General features: G+C 44.7%; 18 protein-coding genes. 12 read left to right on the forward strand and 6 right to left on the reverse strand.

Annotation, left to right across the window (positions count from 1 at the left end):
* Window positions 1-155 precede the first annotated feature (155 nt).
* Complete coding sequence (locus tag MSG33_RS01250; RefSeq protein ID WP_248379504.1) at window positions 156-3,035, forward strand: amylo-alpha-1,6-glucosidase; 2,880 nt, start codon at window positions 156-158, stop codon at window positions 3,033-3,035.
* A 105-nt stretch (window positions 3,036-3,140) separates the two neighbouring features.
* On the opposite strand, the gene MSG33_RS01255 is transcribed toward MSG33_RS01250, so the two are convergent.
* Complete coding sequence (locus MSG33_RS01255; RefSeq protein WP_248379506.1) at window positions 3,141-4,709, reverse strand: DEAD/DEAH box helicase; 1,569 nt, start codon at window positions 4,707-4,709, stop codon at window positions 3,141-3,143.
* Between the two features lie 717 nt (window positions 4,710-5,426).
* On the opposite strand from MSG33_RS01255, the gene MSG33_RS01260 reads away from it, so the two are divergent.
* The 3 genes from MSG33_RS01260 to MSG33_RS01270 are packed head-to-tail and all read left to right on the forward strand — an operon-like array spanning window position 5,427 to window position 9,124.
* Window positions 5,427-6,782: a diguanylate cyclase gene (locus MSG33_RS01260; RefSeq protein ID WP_248379511.1), complete on the forward strand. Its 1,356-nt coding sequence runs from the start codon at window positions 5,427-5,429 to the stop codon at window positions 6,780-6,782.
* Entirely contained in the window at window positions 6,769-8,085 is a 1,317-nt protein-coding gene (locus tag MSG33_RS01265; protein WP_248379513.1) for a glycosyltransferase, read from the forward strand. The genes MSG33_RS01260 and MSG33_RS01265 overlap by 14 nt, the downstream gene beginning before the upstream one ends.
* A 1-nt stretch (window position 8,086) precedes the next feature.
* Complete coding sequence (locus MSG33_RS01270; RefSeq protein WP_248379515.1) at window positions 8,087-9,124, forward strand: HlyD family efflux transporter periplasmic adaptor subunit; 1,038 nt, start codon at window positions 8,087-8,089, stop codon at window positions 9,122-9,124.
* A 62-nt stretch (window positions 9,125-9,186) separates the two neighbouring features.
* Here the strand turns inward: MSG33_RS01270 and MSG33_RS01275 are convergent, their stop codons facing one another.
* Window positions 9,187-9,897 (reverse strand): lipoate--protein ligase, encoded by a 711-nt coding sequence (locus MSG33_RS01275; protein WP_248379518.1) that lies wholly within the window; start codon window positions 9,895-9,897, stop codon window positions 9,187-9,189.
* Window positions 9,898-10,092: 195 nt separating this feature from the next.
* Here MSG33_RS01275 and MSG33_RS01280 point away from each other — a divergent pair, with 195 nt between their 5' ends.
* A complete protein-coding gene (locus MSG33_RS01280) occupies window positions 10,093-10,422 on the forward strand; it encodes a DUF4156 domain-containing protein (RefSeq protein ID WP_005392758.1) in 330 nt (109 codons plus the stop codon).
* A gap of 103 nt (window positions 10,423-10,525) precedes the next feature.
* Here MSG33_RS01280 and MSG33_RS01285 read toward each other — a convergent pair whose 3' ends face one another.
* Both MSG33_RS01285 and MSG33_RS01290 read right to left on the reverse strand, forming a co-directional pair.
* Window positions 10,526-11,554, reverse strand: a complete 1,029-nt coding sequence (locus tag MSG33_RS01285; protein ID WP_134645462.1) for a hypothetical protein — start codon at window positions 11,552-11,554, stop codon at window positions 10,526-10,528.
* A 412-nt stretch (window positions 11,555-11,966) separates the two neighbouring features.
* Window positions 11,967-13,115, reverse strand: a complete 1,149-nt coding sequence (locus MSG33_RS01290) for a PLP-dependent aminotransferase family protein (protein ID WP_182018749.1) — start codon at window positions 13,113-13,115, stop codon at window positions 11,967-11,969.
* Window positions 13,116-13,239: 124 nt separating this feature from the next.
* Here MSG33_RS01290 and MSG33_RS01295 point away from each other — a divergent pair, with 124 nt between their 5' ends.
* The gene (locus MSG33_RS01295) at window positions 13,240-14,109 is read left to right on the forward strand and encodes a helix-turn-helix domain-containing protein (protein WP_237308746.1); all 870 of its coding nucleotides are present in this window, start codon (window positions 13,240-13,242) and stop codon (window positions 14,107-14,109) included.
* A 114-nt stretch (window positions 14,110-14,223) separates the two neighbouring features.
* Here MSG33_RS01295 and MSG33_RS01300 read toward each other — a convergent pair whose 3' ends face one another.
* A complete protein-coding gene (locus tag MSG33_RS01300; protein ID WP_248379521.1) occupies window positions 14,224-15,261 on the reverse strand; it encodes a DUF4382 domain-containing protein in 1,038 nt (345 codons plus the stop codon).
* A gap of 232 nt (window positions 15,262-15,493) precedes the next feature.
* Here MSG33_RS01300 and MSG33_RS01305 point away from each other — a divergent pair, with 232 nt between their 5' ends.
* Window positions 15,494-15,733 carry a YdcH family protein gene (locus tag MSG33_RS01305; protein ID WP_005392770.1) on the forward strand — a complete coding sequence of 80 codons (240 nt, stop codon included), beginning with the start codon at window positions 15,494-15,496 and terminating at the stop codon, window positions 15,731-15,733.
* Window positions 15,734-15,806: 73 nt separating this feature from the next.
* On the opposite strand, the gene MSG33_RS01310 is transcribed toward MSG33_RS01305, so the two are convergent.
* Complete coding sequence (locus MSG33_RS01310; protein ID WP_248379523.1) at window positions 15,807-16,478, reverse strand: cupin domain-containing protein; 672 nt, start codon at window positions 16,476-16,478, stop codon at window positions 15,807-15,809.
* A gap of 207 nt (window positions 16,479-16,685) precedes the next feature.
* On the opposite strand from MSG33_RS01310, the gene MSG33_RS01315 reads away from it, so the two are divergent.
* From MSG33_RS01315 to MSG33_RS01335, 5 genes are all read left to right on the forward strand, one after another.
* Window positions 16,686-17,822: a hypothetical protein gene (locus MSG33_RS01315; protein ID WP_248379526.1), complete on the forward strand. Its 1,137-nt coding sequence runs from the start codon at window positions 16,686-16,688 to the stop codon at window positions 17,820-17,822.
* Window positions 17,812-18,738: a zinc ABC transporter substrate-binding protein gene (locus MSG33_RS01320; protein WP_248379528.1), complete on the forward strand. Its 927-nt coding sequence runs from the start codon at window positions 17,812-17,814 to the stop codon at window positions 18,736-18,738. The genes MSG33_RS01315 and MSG33_RS01320 overlap by 11 nt, the downstream gene beginning before the upstream one ends.
* A 2-nt stretch (window positions 18,739-18,740) precedes the next feature.
* The gene (locus MSG33_RS01325; protein ID WP_248379530.1) at window positions 18,741-19,544 is read left to right on the forward strand and encodes a metal ABC transporter permease; all 804 of its coding nucleotides are present in this window, start codon (window positions 18,741-18,743) and stop codon (window positions 19,542-19,544) included.
* 280 nt (window positions 19,545-19,824) lie between these two features.
* Window positions 19,825-20,544 carry a beta-ketoacyl-ACP reductase gene (locus tag MSG33_RS01330; protein WP_248379533.1) on the forward strand — a complete coding sequence of 240 codons (720 nt, stop codon included), beginning with the start codon at window positions 19,825-19,827 and terminating at the stop codon, window positions 20,542-20,544.
* 312 nt (window positions 20,545-20,856) lie between these two features.
* Window positions 20,857-21,588 (forward strand): hypothetical protein, encoded by a 732-nt coding sequence (locus tag MSG33_RS01335; RefSeq protein ID WP_012842374.1) that lies wholly within the window; start codon window positions 20,857-20,859, stop codon window positions 21,586-21,588.
* Window positions 21,589-21,877: the final 289 nt, after the last annotated feature.

The raw sequence follows: 21,877 nt of genomic DNA on the forward strand, positions 1-21,877 counted from the left end.
TCTCATTTGATTGAAATTATGCGCATTTCATAGATCTACATCACTGTTGGGGTTTGACGTATAGATGTTATCTATAGCTCGCTCCTGACTTCCTATTTTCCCCTCAAAAGGGTGTTCTTTAGACTGTCGCCAAAACAACAATCTAAGGGATGAACATGAAACCGAGTTTTATTGCGCTTGCTGTCGCGTCTTGTATTGGTCTTGCTGGATGTGGATCAGATTCTTCTGATGCGCCTGTGCCGGTCGACAAACCAATTATTTCAGCCGACTTATATTTACGTGGTTTAAATGGGGATTGGGGCACGGCAGAGCATGCCAAGCTAAACTATTTGGGTAATAACGAGTACGAAACCGTACTGCGCGTCGCTCGAGGTAGCAATCAGTTCAAGATTGCTGATCCGGGTTGGCAGATCCAATACACCTATTTTGAGGAGCCCGCGGCGTTCGATAAAGCTCAGGAGTACCTGCCAAAACCAGACACGAATGAAGCGTGTATGAACGATGATTGTAACTCTGAGATCACGTTTGAAGACAAAGGGTATTACAAGTTTTCTGTGAGCTTTGCCGATGAAAGTCGCGCGACAATGACTGTGACGAAAGCAACGCAAGAAGAAGCGGAAAAATACTACTCTGATGCGATTCTCGACCCTGCAATGGTGCATGAAGGGCATCAGAATAAAGAAGTGAAACTGTTCGCCAATTACGATGACTCGAGTGATACCGTGATTTTTTCGGTGAAAGATCCTAAAGCTGAGCTGCGTGAATTTGGTATTTCAACGACGACAGAATTGCGTGATGCGCTCGACCAAGGCTTAGTGATTAATGAGCAAACAGGGCCGCGAGTGCTATCGGGTGATGTCGCGTTTGACGCGTTGTTTGCGTTGACGATGAAAGAGCTAGACCAGCTTGCCGTTTCTGAAATCAAAGACGGCAATTACAACTACAACAACCCAATCAAAGCGGAAGTTTTTGAGACGGGCGCGAAGTGGCATTACGTATGGACGCGTGATTTGGCGTACGCAGCAGACCTTTCGCTTGCATTGATGAATCCAACTCGCGTGCAAAATGGTCTTAACTTTAAATTGTCTGCTTTCCGCGATACGACTGATCAGCAATATGATGGCGAGCAGATTGTGCAAGACACGGGCACTGGCGGCAGCTGGCCAATCAGTACCGACCGCACGACTTGGGCGCTTGGTGCAGAACGCTTACTTTCGGCATTGGATGGAGAAGAGTACAACCAGTTTGCTGAGCGCGCATATAAAGCCATCAGTAATACACTTGAAGCCGATCGCCTGGCGGCTTTTGATGCGAAGTCCGGTTTATACACTGGCGAACAATCCTTCCTCGATTGGCGTGAGCAAACTTACTCAACGTGGACGCCAAACGATGTCAATGCGATTGGGAGCAGTAAAGCGTTATCGACAAACGTGGTTCACTACCGCGCGATTCAGCTCGCGGCTAAGTTGGCAGAGAAGTACGATTCAACCAACGCGGTCAAATACACCGATTGGGCTGAGCAGTTAAAAACCGCTATCAACGAGCAGTTTTGGAATGCCGAACGCGGTATGTACGTAAGCTATTTGTTTGATAATGGCAAAGACATCGCGGTCGACAAATACGACATGTTGGGCGAAGCACTTGCGATCATCAGTGGCGTGGCAAGTGATGCGCAGGCGAAACAAATCATGGCCAATTACCCACACAGTGAGTTTGGCGTGCCGGTTTATTTCCCTCAACAACCGGATGTGCCTGTGTACCATAACCGCGCAATTTGGCCATTTGTTACCGCGTACAGCTTGCGCGCCGCGCATCAAACACAAAACGTGGCTGCGGCGAACAATGCCATTCAATCGTTGGTTCGTGGTACAGCGACCAATTTATCCAACATGGAAAACTTAGAGTGGCTTTCTGGTAAGTCATTCATCATCCATAGTGATCATGGCGAAGATCCGAGCTTGGATGGCCCAGTGATTAACTCTCAGCGTCAGCTTTGGTCTGTGGGTGGCTACTTGAACATGGTGGTAGAGACCCTATTTGGCATCCATACCGAAACAGGTAAGTTGGAAGTGAAGCCATTTATCACAAGTTGGGTGCGCAATAACTTGTTGGCTCAGTCTGAACAAATCACGTTGGAAAACTTTGCCTTCAAAGGAAAGAACTACTCGGTAACGATTGACTTGCCTGAAGTAAGCAAAGATGAAACAGGCTACTACCCAGTTGAAAATGTCACGATGGACGAAGAGGGGCATTTCCACGTGACACTGGGCGCGCTTGTGAATGTAGATAGCAGCATTACTTTAGTTTCTGGTGTGAAACCGTATGTGAGTGAAGACAGCCGCGTTTATTCTCCGCAAGAGCCAAAACTGGTAGTAAAAAGCGTTGATAATTCGGTTTCGATTGACGTGACGAGCAAGTACAACGTGAACTTGTATCGCAATGGCGAGCTGATTCAAAAGAACGTGATTGCTCAATCTTATTCCGATACGCCAACAGGTTTTGCTTGTTATTTGGCTGAAAGCATTAACGATAAAGGCTTCCGTTCTAACCCAAGCCAACCAGTTTGTGTCGGTGAAGAGAGCCGCATCAAACTTGCTGGCGAATATCAGCCACTCAAAGACAATGTCTCAGTGGTTACGGTGAGCAAAGACAGTGGCATCGTAAAGGGTGCAGAGTCGTTTACAGCTCCTGTAACGGGCACTTACCAGTTCGATGCTTGGTACAACAATAACCTAGGGCAACTTAATACTGGCATTACGAACACCGTGAAATTGTTAGAGGTATTGGATGATGCAGGTAAAGTGGTTGGTCAAGGTTACTTGCAGATGGGCCATATTGGTGAAAACCAAGGTATGCGTTACTCAACGCCAATTGAAGTGGCGTTGGAGCAGGGGAAAACCTATCAGATCGCGCTGAAGGACCACTTCAATATGAGTTACCTCACATCGAATGAAACCTACATCTACGCTGGTGGTATTGAGGGTGAAAAGAACGAAGCTCAAATCGCAGATATTCGAATCACACCTTTAATGTAGGCTGTTTTAACAAAGCTGCGTTCTAAAAACTGTGTTCTAAGAAAAACAAAGCCGCTGAGATTATCAGCGGCTTTGTTGTATTTGCTATCGGAGGCCGTTTACAGGTTAGTTTGCAGTTTGCGGACGAGGCTTACGGCGCTGACCTGACGGTTTGTTTCCTGCAGGCTTAGCATTGTTTGGCTTGCGGTTACCTGACGGTTTACCAGCGTTGCCACTCTTACTACCGTTTGGTTTATTTCCATTCGGTTTATTGCCATTTGGCTTGTTGCCGTTAGGTTTACGGTCATCTGGTTTACTGTGTGCACGACCTTGGCCTTCACGGTTACCTTTAGGCTTGCCCGCACCACCTTGATTGGTGCTGTTTTTGTTGCCGTTGTTACCACCGTTGAAGCGACGTTTAGGTTTGTTTGCACCATTGCCTGCTTTCTTTTCGGTTGCTGGAGCGTTTTCACCCGCAGCATTTGGCGCTTTTGGTTTTTTCGGCTTCTTAGGTTTTTTTGGTTTGATTGGTCGAGTATCCAGTTTAGATTCTGGCACTACATTGGTTGGCGCAAAACCTTCCAACTCTTTACGTGGTAGCACTTCTTGAATCAAACGTTCAATCGCAAACAGCTCAGATGCTTCTAGCGCACACACCAGTGAAATCGCTTTACCTACTTCGCCAGCACGGCCAGTTCGACCAATACGGTGAACGTAGTCTTCTGCCACTTTAGGTAGTTCAAAGTTCACCACTTGCGGCAATTGAGGAATATCGATACCGCGTGCAGCAATGTCCGTCGCGACCAACACACGAATTTCACCCGATTTAAAATCCGCCAGTGCTTTGGTACGCGCGCCTTGGCTCTTGTTGCCGTGGATGGCAGCAGCAGGTAGGTTTTGTTCTATAAGGAACTTCGCCAGACGGTTTGCGCCGTGTTTCGTTTTCGTAAACACCAGCACTTGCTTCCAATCGCCGTCTTTGATCAATTTAACCAACATCGGTGCTTTCTTCTTCACGTCTGCTGGGTAGATGCTTTGCTCAACCGTTCTCGCTGTCGAGTTTGCCGGGTTAACGGAAATCTCAACCGGGTTGTTCACCAAGCCTTTCGCAAGGTCGCGGATTTCATCCGAGAAAGTCGCCGAGAAAAGTAGGTTCTGACGTTGTTTTGGTAGCAGGGCTAGGATTTTGCGAATGTCGCGGATAAAGCCCATATCCAACATGCGGTCTGCTTCATCCAGTACCAGAACTTCCAGTTGGTCGAACTTCACCGCATTTTGGTTGTACAAATCCATTAGGCGGCCTGGTGTCGCGACCAACACATCCGCACCTTTGCGAAGACGCTGCATTTGCGGGTTGATCTTCACACCGCCAAAAACAACCGCACTGCTTAGTGGAAGATGACGGCCGTACATAAATACGTTTTCTTGCACCTGAGCCGCAAGCTCACGTGTTGGCGTCAGGATAAGTGCACGAACTTGGTTAGCACGAACGCGAGGGCCGTTCGATAAACGCTCAAGAATCGGTAGCGTAAAGCCTGCAGTTTTACCTGTACCAGTCTGCGCTGCTGCCATTACGTCTTTCCCTTCCAAAATAGCAGGAATTGCTTTTGCCTGAATTGGCGAAGGGGTGTCGTAGCCTTTTTCTTGAATAGCTTTAAGGATTGGAGCAGATAGACCTAAAGAGGTAAAACCCATATGTATGATTCTCAATTGTAGAGTTAGATAACAACGCGCCGAAAACAAATCGGTACGAAAAGTGCGACATTCTGAGGCTTTTACGCGCTGGCTTCAACTAATTCTGTTATGGATAAATATTTGAACCGGATCTCATTTCTTTTTTGAACAAAAAAGAGCATAGAAAAGTGACGTAGATTCATTCTGTAGTTTGAATGTGTTACGTGTTCTTTCGGAAAAAACAGCGAGACAAATGGTGATTATTAATCACTCAAACGGCTTAAAAGTACTTGTTTGATAAATAATCAGAATGATTGAATGTTATTCAGTGTTTTGCCACTCAATTTTAATGGAAATTAGTTAGTAAAGTATTACCAAGTCTCAGATTTGATACATGTCGGTGTGGTTAAATGCTGAGCAGAAAGGAATCGACTGATATAAAACAATGAGCTTGATGTGAATGCAAGGATCTCATTCAGCATCAAATCGCACTATTATCCCAGCTTGCTAACAAAGGTTGTACTATGCGCTTTGCTATCCGATTTCTCTACTCACGGCCTCCTTCACACTTTATTCAGAGATCTTTCTGCTTTTACTGCCTGAGTTAAAGCTCTCTAAATATTTGTTCTATTGTTGTATTTAACGGTGGCAAGGCTTGTCTACCTAGAGTGCTTTGTTACTGCAAGTTCTATATTTCTGATGTTATGAATTAATTTTGTGGTTGTGAGAACTAATAAAATGTCGTCAATAAATAACAATTTCTACTGGGTTGGTGAACAGCCTGTCAGTGAGTTAGCTGAAGATATGGTTTTGGTTAATCATATTGATGAGGTGGCAACGGGACTCGGTGGCATGGTGTGTATTGCTTATCAAGATCCACACCAAATAGATACCGCGCTGAAAGCGTTTTATCAGGAGAAAGGGCGTTGGTCTTGGGCGGTTTATGTCTCCGTGGAAACCCCTTATTCTCGATGCGTTACCGACGGTGTATTTGAAGTTAGAGAATCAATAAAAATTTGGCGATCTATTCAAAATAAGCTCGATGCCATTGATGAACCGGAAGTGTTAGACCCTTTGATTGGTTGGCTTGGGGTCAATCGTCAGCGAAGAGTGACTGCTTTAAAAAGTTTAGAGTCTATGTCGGTTTATTCGTACCCAATCATCGATATGTTGTTTCCTGATATTTATTCGACTTATCGATACGTGCTCTCAGAGCAAGGTCGCGGAGTATTAGAAGCGGAAGTACTGATCGATAGAATTCGTGTTTGTTCTCATTGCAACAGCGGACACTTGAATTATGTAGAGGTGTGCCCGGATTGCAGCAGCATCGATATCGACTCTCAAAGCTCTTTGCACTGTTTCACTTGTGGCCATGTTGGTGAACAACACAGCTTTCAGCGCCGTGGAAAGCTCGAGTGCCCTAAATGTTTGACCCAGCTGCGCCATATCGGCGTTGATTATGACCGCCCGCTTGAAAACCACGTTTGTAATAGTTGCTCCAGTTTATTTGTTGAAGCGGCGACGATCAGTCAATGTTTAAGTTGTGACTCAAAGATCAAAGTTGAAGAGCTTGTTGTCCGTAAAATTTACCAATATCGACTTGGTGAAGTGGGTGAATACATTTTCCAACACGGTAAGTCCATTCAAGCTCCTGAACTATCGATCAAAGGCAAAGTGGAAGTCAGCTTTTTCCAAAATTTGCTTGCATGGTTAAATAAAGTCGCGCTGAGGCACAAAGAACAGCACCTTCTACTTGGACTGCATTTACCGACGATCGATGAATACGGTAAGCAATATGGCGATGCAAAATTATTCTCATTGATGGATCAACTGACGCGTCGTCTTAGCGGCTTGTTTAGAGATACCGATATCTGTTGCCAGTACAAACAGGATGTGCTGCTTGTCCTAATGCCAAATACGACCAACGCGAGCCTGTCCATTTTACAGCAAAAATTATCGGATCTGGGTGAGCTTGTTGAAGACGAAGAGTTTGAGTTGGATGTCTTTGCTTGGGACCTGCCCGATCCGATCATTGAAGACGGTGTTTCTGTTTGGATGGAATCGCTGATGGGTGAGATTTATGCTGCAAGATAGTCTCGTTCTGCTCGACTATCTTCGAGGCATGCTACTTCACAATGAAGAGTTATGGCTATTGCTGTTTCCTGTCATGATCATTATCGAGCTACCTCTATATTTGCTGGTGCTAACAGGGATATTTCGTTGGTCATATGCGCAAGAAGATCCAGAATTAAAGCGGTTTCCTTCAGTGAGTTTCGTTATTACTTGTTATGGTGAAGGTGACGCGATTGGGATCACTATCGATACGTTAGTTGAGCAAGTTTACCCAGGTCATATTGAAGTACTTGCTGTGGTTGATGGGGCGGTACAAAACCAAGATACCTATCAAGCCGCGTTAAATGGTGAGAAAAAGCATGCAGGCGTTCGTAATCGTAAAGTGCGCGTGTTGCCCAAATGGCAACGAGGAGGCCGGGTTTCAACACTGAATGCCGGCTTATCAATGGCTAGTGGTGAAATCGTCATTAACGTGGATGGAGATACGTCTTTCGATAACGACATGGTCTTCACCATGATGAAACAGTTTGCGGATAAAAATGTGATTGCGAGCGGTGGTGCGTTAAGAGTTCGCAACCACAACGCCAACTTGTTGACCAAAATGCAATCCTTGGAGTACATGCTGTCAATGCAAGCCGGTAAAACGGGGATGGCGACATGGGGAGTGCTCAATAACATTTCTGGCGCCTTCGGAGCGTTTCGTAAGAACCTGCTTAAGCAAGTGGGGGGCTGGGATACGCATACCGCAGAAGATCTCGACTTAACCATGCGCTTGAAGCAATACAAACGTCGTTACCCTGATAATAAATTGGCCTTTTCGACGCACTCCATCGGCCATACTGATGTGCCAGATACGTTGAAAGGTTTGGTATTGCAGCGGCTGCGTTGGGATGGCGATTTATTGTTTTTGTTTTTGCGTAAACACAATGAAGGGTTGTCTCCACGGTTACTTGGTTGGGGAAACTTCTTATTCACTTTGGCTTATGGCGTGATTCAAAACGTTTTATTGCCGCTGCTTGTGGTGATATTTAGCGTGTACATGGTGATTGTCTATCCACTTAAATTTGTATTGGCGTTGATGCTAATGCTCTATTTTGTCTACCTCTTTTTATCTGCTCTGATTTTTGTTGTCTACATTGGGCTTGTATCAGAGAGAAAAAAAGAGGATTTGAAGTCAGCGAAATGGTTATTTCTTTACCCTGTCTACCAGTTTTTCATGCGTTTGATTACCGCTTTCTCAATGGTTAATGAAGTTGTGAGGAGAAGTCATGAAGAGTCGAGTATGGCACCTTGGTGGGTATTGAAGCGAGGTAAAAAGTTTTAGTATGAAAGTTAACTTTCACTTAGATAAGAAAAACAAACCGCAGTCTGAGAACGGGATGAAAGTCGTCTACGGACAGGCAAAGCGTGGCGGTTATCGTCTCCGTTGGTACTTGATTTTAGCGATTGTAATCAGTCCGCTTTTGTTTATGGCTTATTACTTGTTTAGAACGCAAGTGTTAGTGACGGCGCCTGCTATTATCACGTCACATCCACTTACGGTGACGGCAACTCGCTCTGCGATTGTTGGGCCAGTGCCTGTGAATGTCGGTACGGAAGTGACTCAGGATCAAGCGCTGCTGTTGTTAAAAGATAATGCGTTGAATAAAGAGATTGATTTCATTAAAGATGAGCTGGTGAAACTGTCTAAAAATCAGGTGCAAAGTACTGATGAGCTATACAAAAGTGCTATTGAAAGCTCAGCCGAAGGCTTGAAGAAGGTCCGTGATATTCAGAAAAAATACGACCTTTACAGAAAGAAAGGGCAAGTGTCTGAGGTGGATTACGCGGCTATTGTGAGTGTGAATAACTCACTGAGCAATCAGTTAAGCAGTCAGAAAATTGCTTATGTGGATGCGATGCGTAACTTGGAAGAGTTAGAGTTGGCTGGTCCAGTGACACAAGAGTATCGTTCTTTAATGCGTGAGCTGGTAGTAAAGCGTGCTCAACAAGAAGATCTCACCTTCCGTTCTCCTATGGACGGTCGTGTACTCGATATTCATGTGCATGAGGGGCAAAATGTATCGGAAAATACGCCATTGCTCACGATTGCTCGCAACGTGACACCTGAAATTACGGCTTTTCTAAATCCTAAATACCTCGAATACAGCAATATGGAAACCAAAGCAAAAGTCGTATTTCCTGATGGTCGAAAGTTTAATGCGACGGTATCGAAGCCGGTTGAGGTTGTGAACAAATTGCCTTCGGAACTTCAAAGCCCATTTGAAGGGCAGCCTGCCTATTTAAAAGTCACACTGAGCTTTGATGAGCCGTTGGAAAAAAGTCGATGGATTGAAGGGGTCGAAGTGGAAGTTCGCTTTTAACGTTGGTTGATTGAGTAGGAAAGGAGCGAAAAGCTCCTTTCCTTTTGGTTGTTAACGCGCCTTTAGTGGCCTTTAGCATGCATTAAAAACGCGCTAGTCAGTTGCTGAAAGAGTGAATCTATCGAGAGGCGGTCGGATATATGATTGAAGAGCGGTGTGTGGACATCGCCACGAATATCATCGCTGTGACCACAAAGCTGATTACACATTCGTACTGGTTCGACAATCTTCTCGACGTCGGCATCAATCAGAATGCATGCTTGTGACAATACCACTTGTCCGCCGCCTTTTTTAAGTAAAACACGCTGCGCGGTTCCCACGACTTTTTGCCCGCCAATGTTGAGGTTGTACTCGCCATCGCAGTAGGAATAAGGCGTAGCATGAACATCCACTTTCACGCCGAGCTGTTTAAAGAAAACCGTTAATATCGCACATAAATCGAGATACGCTTTCTTGATGTCGTAAGGCTCACCGTCTGGCCAGTGATAGATGTGGGATAGATTAATAATACCCGGTACTTGAGGGACGGGGGCACCACCAGTTTTACGGGAAAAGAGTTTCCAGCCAGACGCATTTAACGCATGTTCTAACTCGTTAGAAATAGGCCACTTTTTACCTGCGGGAAGCACGAGCGTCGGGCTTTTTACTTGCCAAAGTAATAGCACTTGCGAGAGTTGGTTGGACTGAACTTGTTTAATGAGCTCATCTTCTTTTTCAAATGCATCAGCGACTTCCGTAGCCGTATAGCGAATTAGCTTGTTTTTAGAAACCAAACTCTATTCCTCATCCGTATATTATCGCTACTGTTTTATCTTAGATGCCATGTGATTACTAGCGGTATACGCTGCCTTTAGAGTTTTCTTCGCTTCCATTATTTCTATTTAAAGGGGCGATAGAAATATTTTGTTGGTCATCACATAAGCAATTCATAAAATCCGCCATCTAAATAATTTTTAGGCGATATGACTATGAAAAAGCGAGTGATGTGTCTTGCGTTAGCGGCATCATTGACGGGATGTGTGACGTTCCCGACCCAAGAATCTGAGCAAGTCCAAGTGCTTTGGGACAACGTGAATGCGATTGAAAACTGTGAGCTAATGGGAACGGTAATTGGCTCGGAAGGGCACTTTTATGATTATTGGCTGCACGCAGATAAAGACATGGTTTGGGGTACGTTAAACCAAATGCGCATCAAAGCGGCAGATTTGGGCGCAGATACATTGTATTTATATGAGCCGTTGGACTTCTCCACATCGGTTACCATGTTTGCCAATGCTTATAAGTGCAAACAGCCATAATTTTACTTTTCCGAAAGCAAAGACAGGCGAAATGTGCCTGTCTTTGCTCTTGCTGCCAAACAACAAGTTTACGTCTGTGCGCGTTGTGATGAGCACTTTTCAGCTAATTTACATTCGCTGTAGCCACAGCCGTCGTGTCAGAAAACGACAGCGTGAAGTCTTGTTCGGTATTTAATACTTTGGCTGGGAACTCTAAGCTTAACTGTGCGTGTGGTGCGACTTCTGACGCGATACTGGTGACGAATTTTCGGGTTTCACCCGGAGAGATTGACAAGTTGTTTCCCCCTCGTGATGAGAGCTCTGCGATTCCCATGGTTTCAAGCGTATTACCCGCAGTATCTGCTAAGTTCAATAAAGACTCCGATTTATACACTAGCTCTCCGCTTTCGGTGCGATAGGCATTAAACGTGTTGAAGTTTGGCTGTAATGAACCTTGTGAACCGACGTTAGTGACGGAAAACGTCACATTAGAGCCATCAAAATTCTCGACTTTCACCAACACGTTACCGTCTTGGTAACGAGCTGCTGCGGCAGCACTGGCTTGCTGTTTCTGTCTCTGTTGTTCTTTCTCGATGTTGCTTAACTGTTCCTGCTCGCTAGCAATTCTATTTTCTGCCATGGCGTAGGATTGATCCACCATTGCTAACAAAGCGGGGATTGAATACAACGTGAGACCTTCCAAATGGTCAAAGTCGATTTTGGCATGCTGAGTAAGTTCGTGGTTCGAGAACTGGCAGTAACCATCAATCAAGCTAACAAATGCGACTTCAAAAGTACCTTGTAATCGGCTCACTTCCTGTGCGGCTTTTTCCAAATCTGAGCGTACTTTTCTGATCTCTTCCAATGTCTTTTGTGGCAAACGTCCATTGGGTGACACGTCGTTGGAAACCGAGACCAGTGCTTCGGTCACAAATGGATTGTTTTCGGCTGGAATCACCGTGGTGATGCGGTTGGATTTAGTGATGTCTTCGCCCAGTAAAACCATCATTTTTTGCGATACGGCAGTTGTGTTGCCCGCTAAAACATCACTACAGTTTGGAGACGTATTCGCATACGTGGCGAATGCGGTAAAAAGTGAAAAGATAACGGACCAGCCAGTGGCGACGAGTCCTGTCGTGGTTCGAGTGTTCATCCTGATAACCCCTCTGTCATTTGGTGCGATTCACTGACGTAATTGCCAATCAAAAGATTGGCTCGCGACATTCAGAATGGTTCTGGTCAATCCTTCGTAGTGGGTATGCCCGCAGATGCTTTCTAGTCGTTTTCTCAATCGCTAAGCCACGACTGAGTAAAGTGTCTGAAATTGAGAACATTAATGCTGCGAAGTTGATGTCTTTTGTTTGAAAGATAGACGTAACTTTTCTAACCATCAAATACGTGATTAGGTTCTCATTTTTATATGAGTGAGAGGATCAAGAGAAAACAGGCACTTACTGTAGAGAGTTGATTTGAGAGAAAAATATAAATTTTTTTGGGGAACTTTTTTGATGCTGCCTTTGAGACTTTTTCGAATCTCAAAGGCAGATTCTAACGCATGCGCTTAATTACAAAGCGTTGAGTACATCCGCAAGTCGAGTGACAGCAGTCGTCAGTTCTTCTGGTGTTGCATTGGTAAAGTTAAGACGCAGAGCGGCTTTTACCTTTGAACCTTCCGGATAAAATACCGGGCTTGGCACTACAGCAACCCAGTTTGCGAGAAGGGTCTTCGCAAGTTCGAACGTGTCACATTCTGGAATTTCTACCCAGACAAACATACCACCATCGACAGGTTTGAGTACGCAACTTTCCGGCAGCTGTTTTTGCAGCTCAGTAAACATGACATCGTAACGCGATTTGTAAAGCGCACAGATGGTTGAAATGTGCGTTTCGAAGTTGTCATGTTGCAGTAGACCATGCAGCAAAGCTTGCATAGGAATACTAGAGTGCAGATCGGCACCTTGTTTGATTTTGATGAGTGGCTCAAGGTAACTGCGTTTGCCCGTTACCACACCAATACGCAAGCCTGGTGAGGCGATTTTGGAGAAAGAGCGCAACACGATGGAGTGCTGCGGGCAGAAATCCGAAACCAGCGGCAGTGCTTCACCAGAAAAACGCAGCTCGCGGTATGGTGCGTCTTCAATGAATGCCACGTCGTATTGGATACAAAGCTCGGCAACTTTTTGGCGAGTCTCTAGCGCCCAGCATACGCCCGTTGGGTTGTGAAAATCGGGCACGGCGTAGAACATTTTTGGTTGCTGCGTGGCAAAGCATTGCTCGAGTTCTTCAAGGTTTGGGCCACACTCGGTTTGTGAAACGGTCACGATGTTGGCTTGCACTAAACCGAATACTTGCATAGCACCAAGGTAGCTTGGTGCTTCCATCACCACTTTATCGCCCGGATTCACGTACGCACGCGCAATCAAATCTAGCCCTTGCTGAGAACCCGTTGTGATCATCGCCAAATGAGATTCTGGTAACTGATAATAATCGGTCAAAAAGTTAAGTAGCGGTGCGTAGCCTGCTGTTGCGCCATATTGAAATACCTCTGGCATGTTCGCGAGGTTTTCGAGCGTCGGTTTCATTAAGTCGATCGGGAAGGTTTTTTCGTCCGGTAAGCCACCCGCAAGAGAAATGACGTTCTTATCGCTCGCTGCTGCGAGGATCTCTCGAATGTAGGATGACTTAGTTTGTTGTAATGACTGTGCGATTTCCATGTGCTGTGCTTCTCGTAATTGTCTTTTTTATGTCAGAAATAGTATAGGTAAATTGCCAAGCTTAGTGTGTCCATTTATGCTGTTAAACGTGTCCATTTATGCTATTTAAGCAAAAGTTTACTCCGTGAGTCATCAACAAGTTTCCAGAATCAATGACGTGCTGTTTTACATTCATCAGGACATTAGCAGAGATTTATCAGCTAAAGAGCTAGCAGATGTAGCAGCCTATTCTGAGCAACACTTCCATCGTATTTTTAAAGATGTGGTAGGGGAGTCTGTCCATCAATATATCCGCCGCACAAGAATGGAATACGCCGCCAATCAACTGATGTTTGATACCAGCTCGTCGGTGTTAGACATTGCTAACAAGTGCGGTTTTAGCTCGGTATCTTCTTTTAGCCGAGCGTTTAAAGCGACGTTCGCTATGTCACCTGGTGCGTGGCGAAAGCATGATTTACAAGTCGCAGAAAAACCGTATTTGAAGGATCCGGAAGTGGCTGCGGGTTATCATCGTGTTGCGAAACGCGAGTTGCCAGAACCTAAAATTATGGAGGTTCCACAACGCTTTGCGGCGTATGTTCGACATGAGGGCTATAACCGTTCCATTCGCAATGCGTGGCTGATTTTGAAAGCGTGGGCAAGTTCAGAGAATCGGGACTTTTCGGTTCAATACGGCTTGCATCACTCCAACCCTGCTTGGGTAGAACTCGACAAGTGTCGCTATGTGGCTTGTATGGAGATTGATACGCCGCTCAAAGTGCGTGGCGTCGTGAATCAAATGACCATCCCAGGCGGTTTACATGCCGTCTTTCGCTTAACGGGCGTATATGGTGAGCTTCTTCCTCAACTGAGTATGGTATTAGAGAAGTGGTTGCCTAACTCTGGCTTTAAACAGCGTTCTACGCCCGCTTATGTCCATTATCATAAAAATCACTTTCTCAGCCACGATGAGGCGTTTGAGCTGGATTTCTATCTACCCATTAGCTTCTTCTAAGGATGAAAACGAACGTATTATCGTGTGAGTCGATTTGTGGTGAGCAAAGAGCTGACCAAGAACGCCATGAAGAAAAGGCAGAGCTTGTGCTGACTCTGCCATTTCTAGGGGATCTTAAAAGTTTGCGTCTGTATTAGTACCAACGGATACGTTAAGTCCGCTAGTTGATTGATAAATGCTGAAAGTTTCGCCAGCGACAATACCTTCTTCAGAATCGTCATTTGCCGTACAGGTATAACCGACCGAGTAAGTACCAGGTTCTACAAAACCGAATTCGTACTCGTAATTTGCATCATCAACGTCTTGAACCACGTTCGCTGCTGCGATTGGCATTGCTTGGCCTTCTGCGCCGGCAAATGGCCCCATGTTTTCTTCAGCGATATTTCCTTGATATAAGTAGACCGCGTGCGCATATCCATTTGCGCTTGGGGTATCCGTTTCGCAGCTTTGATAGGTCAATGTTGCGACATCACCCTGAATCTCCCCCGTTGTAACCGTGTTAATTAAAGTGACGGAGGTGCGTTGAATGCTGTAGCCTTCGTTTTTGCCTGTTCCGTCTTTTAAGCCACGGCGCAGATCAAATTCAACTACGAACTCATTATTGTCAGGGTTGACTGCAAAGGTGTTGTTAAAAAACAGTACTCCAGAGTCAGGATCCTTTCCGACACCTTGTGGGCAAGCACCATCACCTTTGACGGTCAGTGGGATTTGATTTCCTGTCGCTTCGTCAATCACATACGATGGGTAGTTTGGATGATCGCCATCATTAGCAAACACGCAGAGTTTATAATTACCAGTTGGTATCAGTTCATCATCCACCAATTCCTGCGCGTCACTGCCTTGGAAGTTGAGTAAGTTAACACTTAGTGAGAGTGGATCTTCACCTTCGGGAAGGGGGTTACCATCTTCGTCGACCAGATTGCCTTCTTCGTCTGTTTTATACACATCGAATACTTGTGGTGTGCCACCATCCAGAGGAAGAAATGCAACTTTGTTATATGTGATCACCACTTCTGATACGTCATCAATAGGGGCATCTGATACAGACAAAGTAACAGGAGTCATTGTACTGACAGAGTCACTGTCTGAATTACAGCCAATAAGTGCAACGGCTATTGATGCACTGATTAGGCCAATTTTCATGCTGTTCATTAGATGTACCTTTTTATGAGAAGTGTATTAAATGTAGCCGATTATTGACAAAGTACAGAATAACAACGAGCGGAGTTACCGGGTGGAAAACAGTGACGAACCATCATTAAGACGTTCAGTAAAAGTGTGCTCAAATCGACGATATTGTGCTCAATGAAGTGCTATGGTTAAGAATGTGTCGCTCAAAAAATGAGCGGAGATATACATCAATAACTCTAGCCAAGAGGTCTCTATGTTAGGTGAAAATCACTCATTAACTCATGAATTCCCAGAACATTTGGATACCATTACTCAGCTTGCCGAAAACGATGCATCATTTGCTGAAACCGTTAAAAACTACAATGCTTTAGATAAGGAAATCCGCGTACTAGAACTGCAAGGAAGCCCGATTGATGATCACGAAATGAACGTGTTAAAACATAATCGAGCTGAGCTCAAAGATTGGCTCCACTCGAGAATTATGGGCTCTTAGCGACGCAATGATCATCGGCTCGTAATCTACGAGCCGATTTTAGTTTCAAGGGACGATGCCAAGTATTCCAACATTAGGATTGCTGAGCAGGAGCTTGGAGTGGCAGGTGGCCTGTTTTTACCCAAATGACCGTTTCTTGCTCTACAAAAGGAAAGTGCTCACTCATATGTGGACTGCGTATCCAAGAGTAGGGAGGATAGGTTCCTAGCTCGTCTTTAAATTCCCCCGATAACACAAAAATTTCTTCACCACCAAAGTGACGGTGTGCTTGAAACTTCTCGCCTTTCGGCCATTTAACCAATGCGACATGTTCATGCTCAAAATCATGCAATGGCATGACTTTCAGCCCACCGATGCCAGGTAACCAATTCGCTTCGTTCGTGTTGATGCGAACTGTTTCAAGATCATCAGAATTGAATTGATTTAGTTTAACTAAAATCACACAGCCTTCTTTGCTATAGGGCGCATGTTGACTTCCAGGAGGGTTACGCAAGTAGGTTCCAGCAGGGTAGTCACCATCTTCGTCAGAGAACACTCCTTCGAGCACTAATATTTCTTCTCCGTGAGGATGAGGATGAGTCGAAAAGTGCGAGTTTGGCTCATACTTCACTACGCTGGTGGTGTGCCCTGATTCTTTGGCTTCTCTTTCCAAAGGTTTACGCCACACGCCTTTGGAAGGGCTGGCGATCCACACCTGTTCACCTGTTTCTATCACGATTCTTTTCGAGAAATCCATATTCAACATACTGAAATTCCGTTACTTATCTAATGATTGACTCTCAATAGTATACGTATAAAAAACATCAATTGATTCACTTGTTGATAGTCAAAATCAGGGATTGAATACGAGCTAGCAGTCGGAACCGAGTTAAATTTCTGCTTGTGTAATGATAATTGTTATATTATAACATCGCAAAATTAAATGTTATAACATAACAAAAGGAAAGAAGTAGTGAATAAGAAATTGGTTTCTCTCGCGATCGGTAGCATTTTTGCGTCCCCTGTTTTTGCCGATACATTATCGAACCCACAGATTGGTGTTGTTGTTGATGGCTACTACCAAGATGGTCAACGTCATAATTCTGAGCGCGAAGAGGGCTTTGGCCTAGGCCATACGGAATTGAACTTATCATCAAATATTGACGACAAGTTTCACGGTGCGTTGACCGCTGTTCTTGAAAGTCATGGCGATGAGACAGAATTAGAGCTTGAAGAAGCATTCATCGAAACTTTGGTATTGCCATACGGTGTAAACGTGCGAGCGGGCCGATTCCTATCTGACTTCGGTTACCTCAACAATCAACACATGCACACTGACAGTTTCGTTGAACGCCCAATTGCTTACCGTACTTTCCTTGGTTCGCATTACTATGATGACGGTGTACGCGCAAACATCGTTCTGCCAACCGATCTTTACGTGAAGTTTGGTGTAGAAGCATTAAGCGGCAACAAGATGTCTTCTGTTGAAGGTGGCTCTAAAGTTGGTGTTTACACGACAACGATGAAGCTTGGTAATGATTTCTCTGAATCTTCCAGTTGGCAGTTTGGTTTAAGCTACCTGCGTAACGAAAATGGCAAAGTTAAAGAATTCGAAGATCACGACCATGGTCACGAAGAAGAACATGACCACAGCCACGCTGCGGCTGTAACGGGTGCGAACCTATACGGCGCAGATTTTGTGTGGAAGTGGGCACCAGATGGTAACTACAAGTACAGCAACTTCACGCTATCTGCGGAATACATGTTGTTAGACGGTGTAGTAGACAGCAAATACAAGAACGATGCAGAGTCACCAGACAACCTAAGCGCATACTATGTTTCGGGCGTTTACCGCTTCAACCCAAGTTGGTCTGCAGGCCTACGTTACGGCGAAGCAGAAAGTTATGATGGCCACGCACACGGCGATCACATGCATTTCACAGCACTGAATGATAAAGAGATGGATGCGATGATCGCATGGGATTCTTCTCATTTCGGTACGATCCGTGCGCAATTCACTCGCATTGATAACCAAGACAGCGAAACAGACAACGTGTTTACTCTACAATACGTAATGACATTTGGAGCGCACGGTGCACATGCGTTCTAAACTTGCGATAAGTAAATGCAGTTTAGTGATGGTGGCGGCGGGATCTGCCATCATCTCTTCGCCTGCTTTGGCTCTCAACATTTTCGTTTGTGAGCCTGAATGGAAAGCTTTTCTTGAAAGTCATGCCCCAAACGCCACCATTTACTCAGCAACCACGGCTAAGCAAGATCCGCATTATGTTCAAGCTCGTCCGTCTTTGATTGCCAAGATGCGCCAAGCTGACATGGCGATGTGCTCTGGCGCTGAGTTGGAGGTAGGTTGGTTGCCGATGCTTCAAAATCGAAGTGGCAATAGTGCCGTTCAAAATGGTGCTCAAAGCATGATTTATGCGACCGATTTCGTGCGTATGTTGGACTCTCATGATCATGTTGACCGCAGCATGGGGGACATTCATGCGCACGGAAACCCACATGTTCAATTTGCGGCAAATGACATGATTCCATTATCTCGCAAAGTAACGGAGCGCTTAAAAGCGATTGATCCCGACAACGCACAAAGTTACCAAGTTAATGGTATGAAGTTTCGCGCGCAGTGGCAAAAAAAGCTCAATGAATGGGAACAAAAAGCTCAACCATTACAGGGGAAACGGGTCGTTGGATATCACTCCACCTACCGATACTTGTTTGATTGGCTAGGTATGGTTCAAGTCGCGGATCTTGAACCGAAACCGGGGATATCGCCAACGACCTCACATCTGCAATCTTTAACTCAATTGGATGCCAAACAGTTTGACGCTATTGTGTTTTCATCTCATCAAGATCAACGTCCGGCGATGTGGTTACAGCAACAAACGGATAAGCCTGTAGCGCAGTTACCTTTGACGGTCTCAAAACAGCAAAGTTTAGATGATCTCTATGATGAGGTGATCACTGATCTGCTCGCCACGTTGGTATCACCCAGTTCAGTGAAATTTTAATTATGGGTGAATACCTTTGGTTGGCGCCAGCCGTTCTGTGCGGATTAATTGCGCTAGTTGGGAATGTTGTGCTTGGGCAGCAAGTCTTACAGCGGCAGATCATTTTTATCGATCTGGCGGTTGCTCAGGTCGCAGCATTGGGAGCAGCGCTAAGTAACTATTGGCTGAACTCTTCTTCTTGGTATGCTGGTTCTCCTTGGCTATCCGAATCATGGCTTGGCAGCATGCTTGGTCCTTGGATGATGTCTTTGGTGCTTTGTGGTGTTATTGCTGCGCTTGAAAAGCGTAAACATCCTCACCTAGAACCGATGATCGGCAGCTTGTTTGTTGTGTCCGCTTCATTGGCAGTATTACTGGTTAGCAAAGACCCACACGGTGCCGATTTTATTCAAGGGATCTTGAATGGCCAGCTACTATGGTCAACATGGCAAGATGTTTGGCCTTTGGCTGCAATTACGGGGGCAATGTTATTGCTGCTAACGCTGAAACCGGAGTTTATGCATGGTAGCGGTTTTTACCTCATCTTCGCTATTTTGATGCCTATCACCGTCAAACTGACAGGAATTTACTTGGAGTTTGCCTTGCTTGTGATTCCAGCTTTGTGCGCCGCAAGTCTTAAAGGTAGACGTTTTTTAATCGCCAGTTTAGGTATCGGAACAATTGGTATTCTGCTGGGGATAGCAGCTTCTGCAAAGTATGATTTACCGAGCGGTGCGACGATTGTTATTACGTTGTTTATCATCGGAGTGATATTTAACCTGCTCCCACCGTTCAAAAGGCACGTCTTGTTAGAGGCAAAGCATTAACACGGCACTTACTCAAAAGCACCACTGGCGTCATTGGTGCTTTTTTCTCTTTTCTTCAAAGGCTTAGGACTCCCCATCGTATTTCTATCTTGATTCGAGGAATAATACGGGCTGAAACATCATCAAGTTGTCTTGATTCATTCACACCCTACTTCCAGAATATTCCTATAGTTTCATTATCTAAATAAACCCCTTTGCGTATGAGAAGCACAGAGCCACATAACGATAAGCGCTTAGGAGCAAGCAAGATTTGTACTCTCAACATTTAAGGAAGACCAAGATGAAAGACGAAAAAGTCGCCGTCGTTACAGGGGCTGCTCGCGGTATAGGGCAGGCCATTTGCGAACAATTACTCGAAGATGGATTTCACGTCGTGGGGCTAGATATCTCGCTTGTGGAGTGGAGTCAGTCGCCAAACCTTTCAAGTTATCAAGTGAATCTCTGTGAGGCCGCAGCGGTAAGTGAAGTGGTCGACCGCATCGTCGCGAAACATCAACGCATTGATGTTCTGGTCAACAACGCCGGGATAACGAGAGATGCACTGCTGCCAGACATGTTAGAGCAAGACTGGGACATCGTTATCGAAGTGAACCTAAAAGCGGTGTTTTTACTCACCCAGCGCGTTGCACCTGTCATGCTAGAGCAAGGCGCAGGCAGTATTGTCAGTATTTCGTCTATCGTGGGAACGGATGGCAATATTGGTCAAAGTAATTATGGCGCGAGTAAAGGTGGCGTGATAGCGATGAGCAAAGGCTGGGCGAAAGAGTTAGCAAGAAAAGGCGCTCAAATCCGAGTCAACTGTGTTGCTCCAGGTTTTATCGCTACCGACATGACAAAGAGCTTGCCTGAAAAAGTCATTCAAATGATGGAAAGTAAAACGCCTCTGGGACGCATGGGCTCGGCGCAAGACATTGCCAATGGCGTTGCGTTTCTAGCGTCTGATAAAAGTGCGTTTATAACCGGACAAGTGCTCAAGATTGATGGTGGGTTGGTGTTATAGCTCGCTAATCAAAATCTCAAATAACAAACGCCCTTTACTTATGTGAAGGGCGTTTTTGTTGGGTAACGCTATTCGGGCTTTTGACACGTTCACTTTATTCGTTTCGCACTGCCGGATTTGTATGATTAAGTATAGAGTTAGAACACGTAATTCATTCTGGCATCGTTCTCAGTTATTAACCTAGCAATTTAGCTAATCAAAAATATTAACTTCGAAATAGAATAACTATTGAGGTATTAAAGTATGATTTTATTGCCCATGATATTGTTTTAAATGATAATGCCACTAAATAATTAACTTTGAATACTCACTATGTACTTAAAAACTGTACTGTTTAGCGCGTCAACTCTTCTTATTTTGGGCTGTAACTCCGAATCAACTAACCCATCTACTGAAGAAAGCGGATGGATAGTTGTAAGCTCTCACTCCGAGCCAAGAAAACATCAGGTAATTTACGAAAAACATAGCAGGAAAGGTCTAAGTCTTGCCACTAACGTTCCGGATCTTGACCTGCCTTTAACTTACCAATTGGCGAACCAAATTATTGAGGTCAAAGAAGAGCTTACATTTGGTGAAAATATTGATGGGAACCGCCTAACTTGGAAAGCTATTGGCAATTCTAAACTTAGAGAAAACCAAGTCCACTACGGAGTTAATAAAGATTACTCAGCTTCTAATGAAGGTATTGCTATCGGCTATGTTAACTTTGAGTCGAGGTTTGAGGCTGAAGGAAAGCTTGGAATCGAAAAGTTATTCATTGCGATGTATGACGATGTCAAGAGTGTCAAATTTTACTCTGGATGGGATAGTTCTAAAATATCTTGTTACCAAAATACGTTTGATGAAGACTTAGCTTGTTACGGTGAAATTTTAATTAACGACGATATAGTTCATGTTTTTGATAAATATCTGCCGTATGAATATGTAAACATGGTTTACGACACCGTTATGTCCAAAGGTCGAGAAGAGATAATTGAGGCAGATTTTCAACATCAAATTAAATACTTACTAGTCGCCAAAGAGAATAACGTTGAGATGCATTAGACTACATTAGCTTGATTACTTTTTGGTAATGAGTGGCCTTTCGAAACCGATGTGACCATGAGCAAGATTATTGGATTTTACAAAACTCATTTATGTTCAAAAAATGAGTTTTGTAGATATTAAAATGCATGGAGCCAATGCTCTCACTGATTCTATGAAGTTTTTTGTGCGCTCTAACCACAAGACAATCTATAAAAGACGTTGAGCCAACGTCTCTGCCACAATGCCACCTGTTAATAAGGCTGAATTTCAATGCCTGTTTCTCATTACCATTCAAATGTGCGCTGGT

Source organism: Vibrio sp. 1CM7H (genome assembly GCF_023161645.1).
GTDB classification, from domain to species: Bacteria; Pseudomonadota; Gammaproteobacteria; order Enterobacterales; family Vibrionaceae; genus Vibrio; species Vibrio diabolicus.

Excerpts from the sequence above, each read along its gene's own strand:
- MSG33_RS01250 (WP_248379504.1), top strand. The coding sequence starts at position 156 with ATGAAACCGAGTTTTATTGCGCTTGCTGTCGCGTCTTGTATTGGTCTT.
- MSG33_RS01255 (WP_248379506.1), bottom strand. The coding sequence starts at position 4,709 with ATGGGTTTTACCTCTTTAGGTCTATCTGCTCCAATCCTTAAAGCTATT.
- MSG33_RS01260 (WP_248379511.1), top strand. The coding sequence starts at position 5,427 with ATGTCGTCAATAAATAACAATTTCTACTGGGTTGGTGAACAGCCTGTC.
- MSG33_RS01265 (WP_248379513.1), top strand. The coding sequence starts at position 6,769 with ATGCTGCAAGATAGTCTCGTTCTGCTCGACTATCTTCGAGGCATGCTA.
- MSG33_RS01270 (WP_248379515.1), top strand. The coding sequence starts at position 8,087 with ATGAAAGTTAACTTTCACTTAGATAAGAAAAACAAACCGCAGTCTGAG.
- MSG33_RS01280 (WP_005392758.1), top strand. The coding sequence starts at position 10,093 with ATGAAAAAGCGAGTGATGTGTCTTGCGTTAGCGGCATCATTGACGGGA.
- MSG33_RS01285 (WP_134645462.1), bottom strand. The coding sequence starts at position 11,554 with ATGAACACTCGAACCACGACAGGACTCGTCGCCACTGGCTGGTCCGTT.
- MSG33_RS01290 (WP_182018749.1), bottom strand. The coding sequence starts at position 13,115 with ATGGAAATCGCACAGTCATTACAACAAACTAAGTCATCCTACATTCGA.
- MSG33_RS01300 (WP_248379521.1), bottom strand. The coding sequence starts at position 15,261 with ATGAACAGCATGAAAATTGGCCTAATCAGTGCATCAATAGCCGTTGCA.
- MSG33_RS01305 (WP_005392770.1), top strand. The coding sequence starts at position 15,494 with ATGTTAGGTGAAAATCACTCATTAACTCATGAATTCCCAGAACATTTG.
- MSG33_RS01310 (WP_248379523.1), bottom strand. The coding sequence starts at position 16,478 with ATGTTGAATATGGATTTCTCGAAAAGAATCGTGATAGAAACAGGTGAA.
- MSG33_RS01320 (WP_248379528.1), top strand. The coding sequence starts at position 17,812 with ATGCGTTCTAAACTTGCGATAAGTAAATGCAGTTTAGTGATGGTGGCG.
- MSG33_RS01325 (WP_248379530.1), top strand. The coding sequence starts at position 18,741 with ATGGGTGAATACCTTTGGTTGGCGCCAGCCGTTCTGTGCGGATTAATT.
- MSG33_RS01330 (WP_248379533.1), top strand. The coding sequence starts at position 19,825 with ATGAAAGACGAAAAAGTCGCCGTCGTTACAGGGGCTGCTCGCGGTATA.
- MSG33_RS01335 (WP_012842374.1), top strand. The coding sequence starts at position 20,857 with ATGTACTTAAAAACTGTACTGTTTAGCGCGTCAACTCTTCTTATTTTG.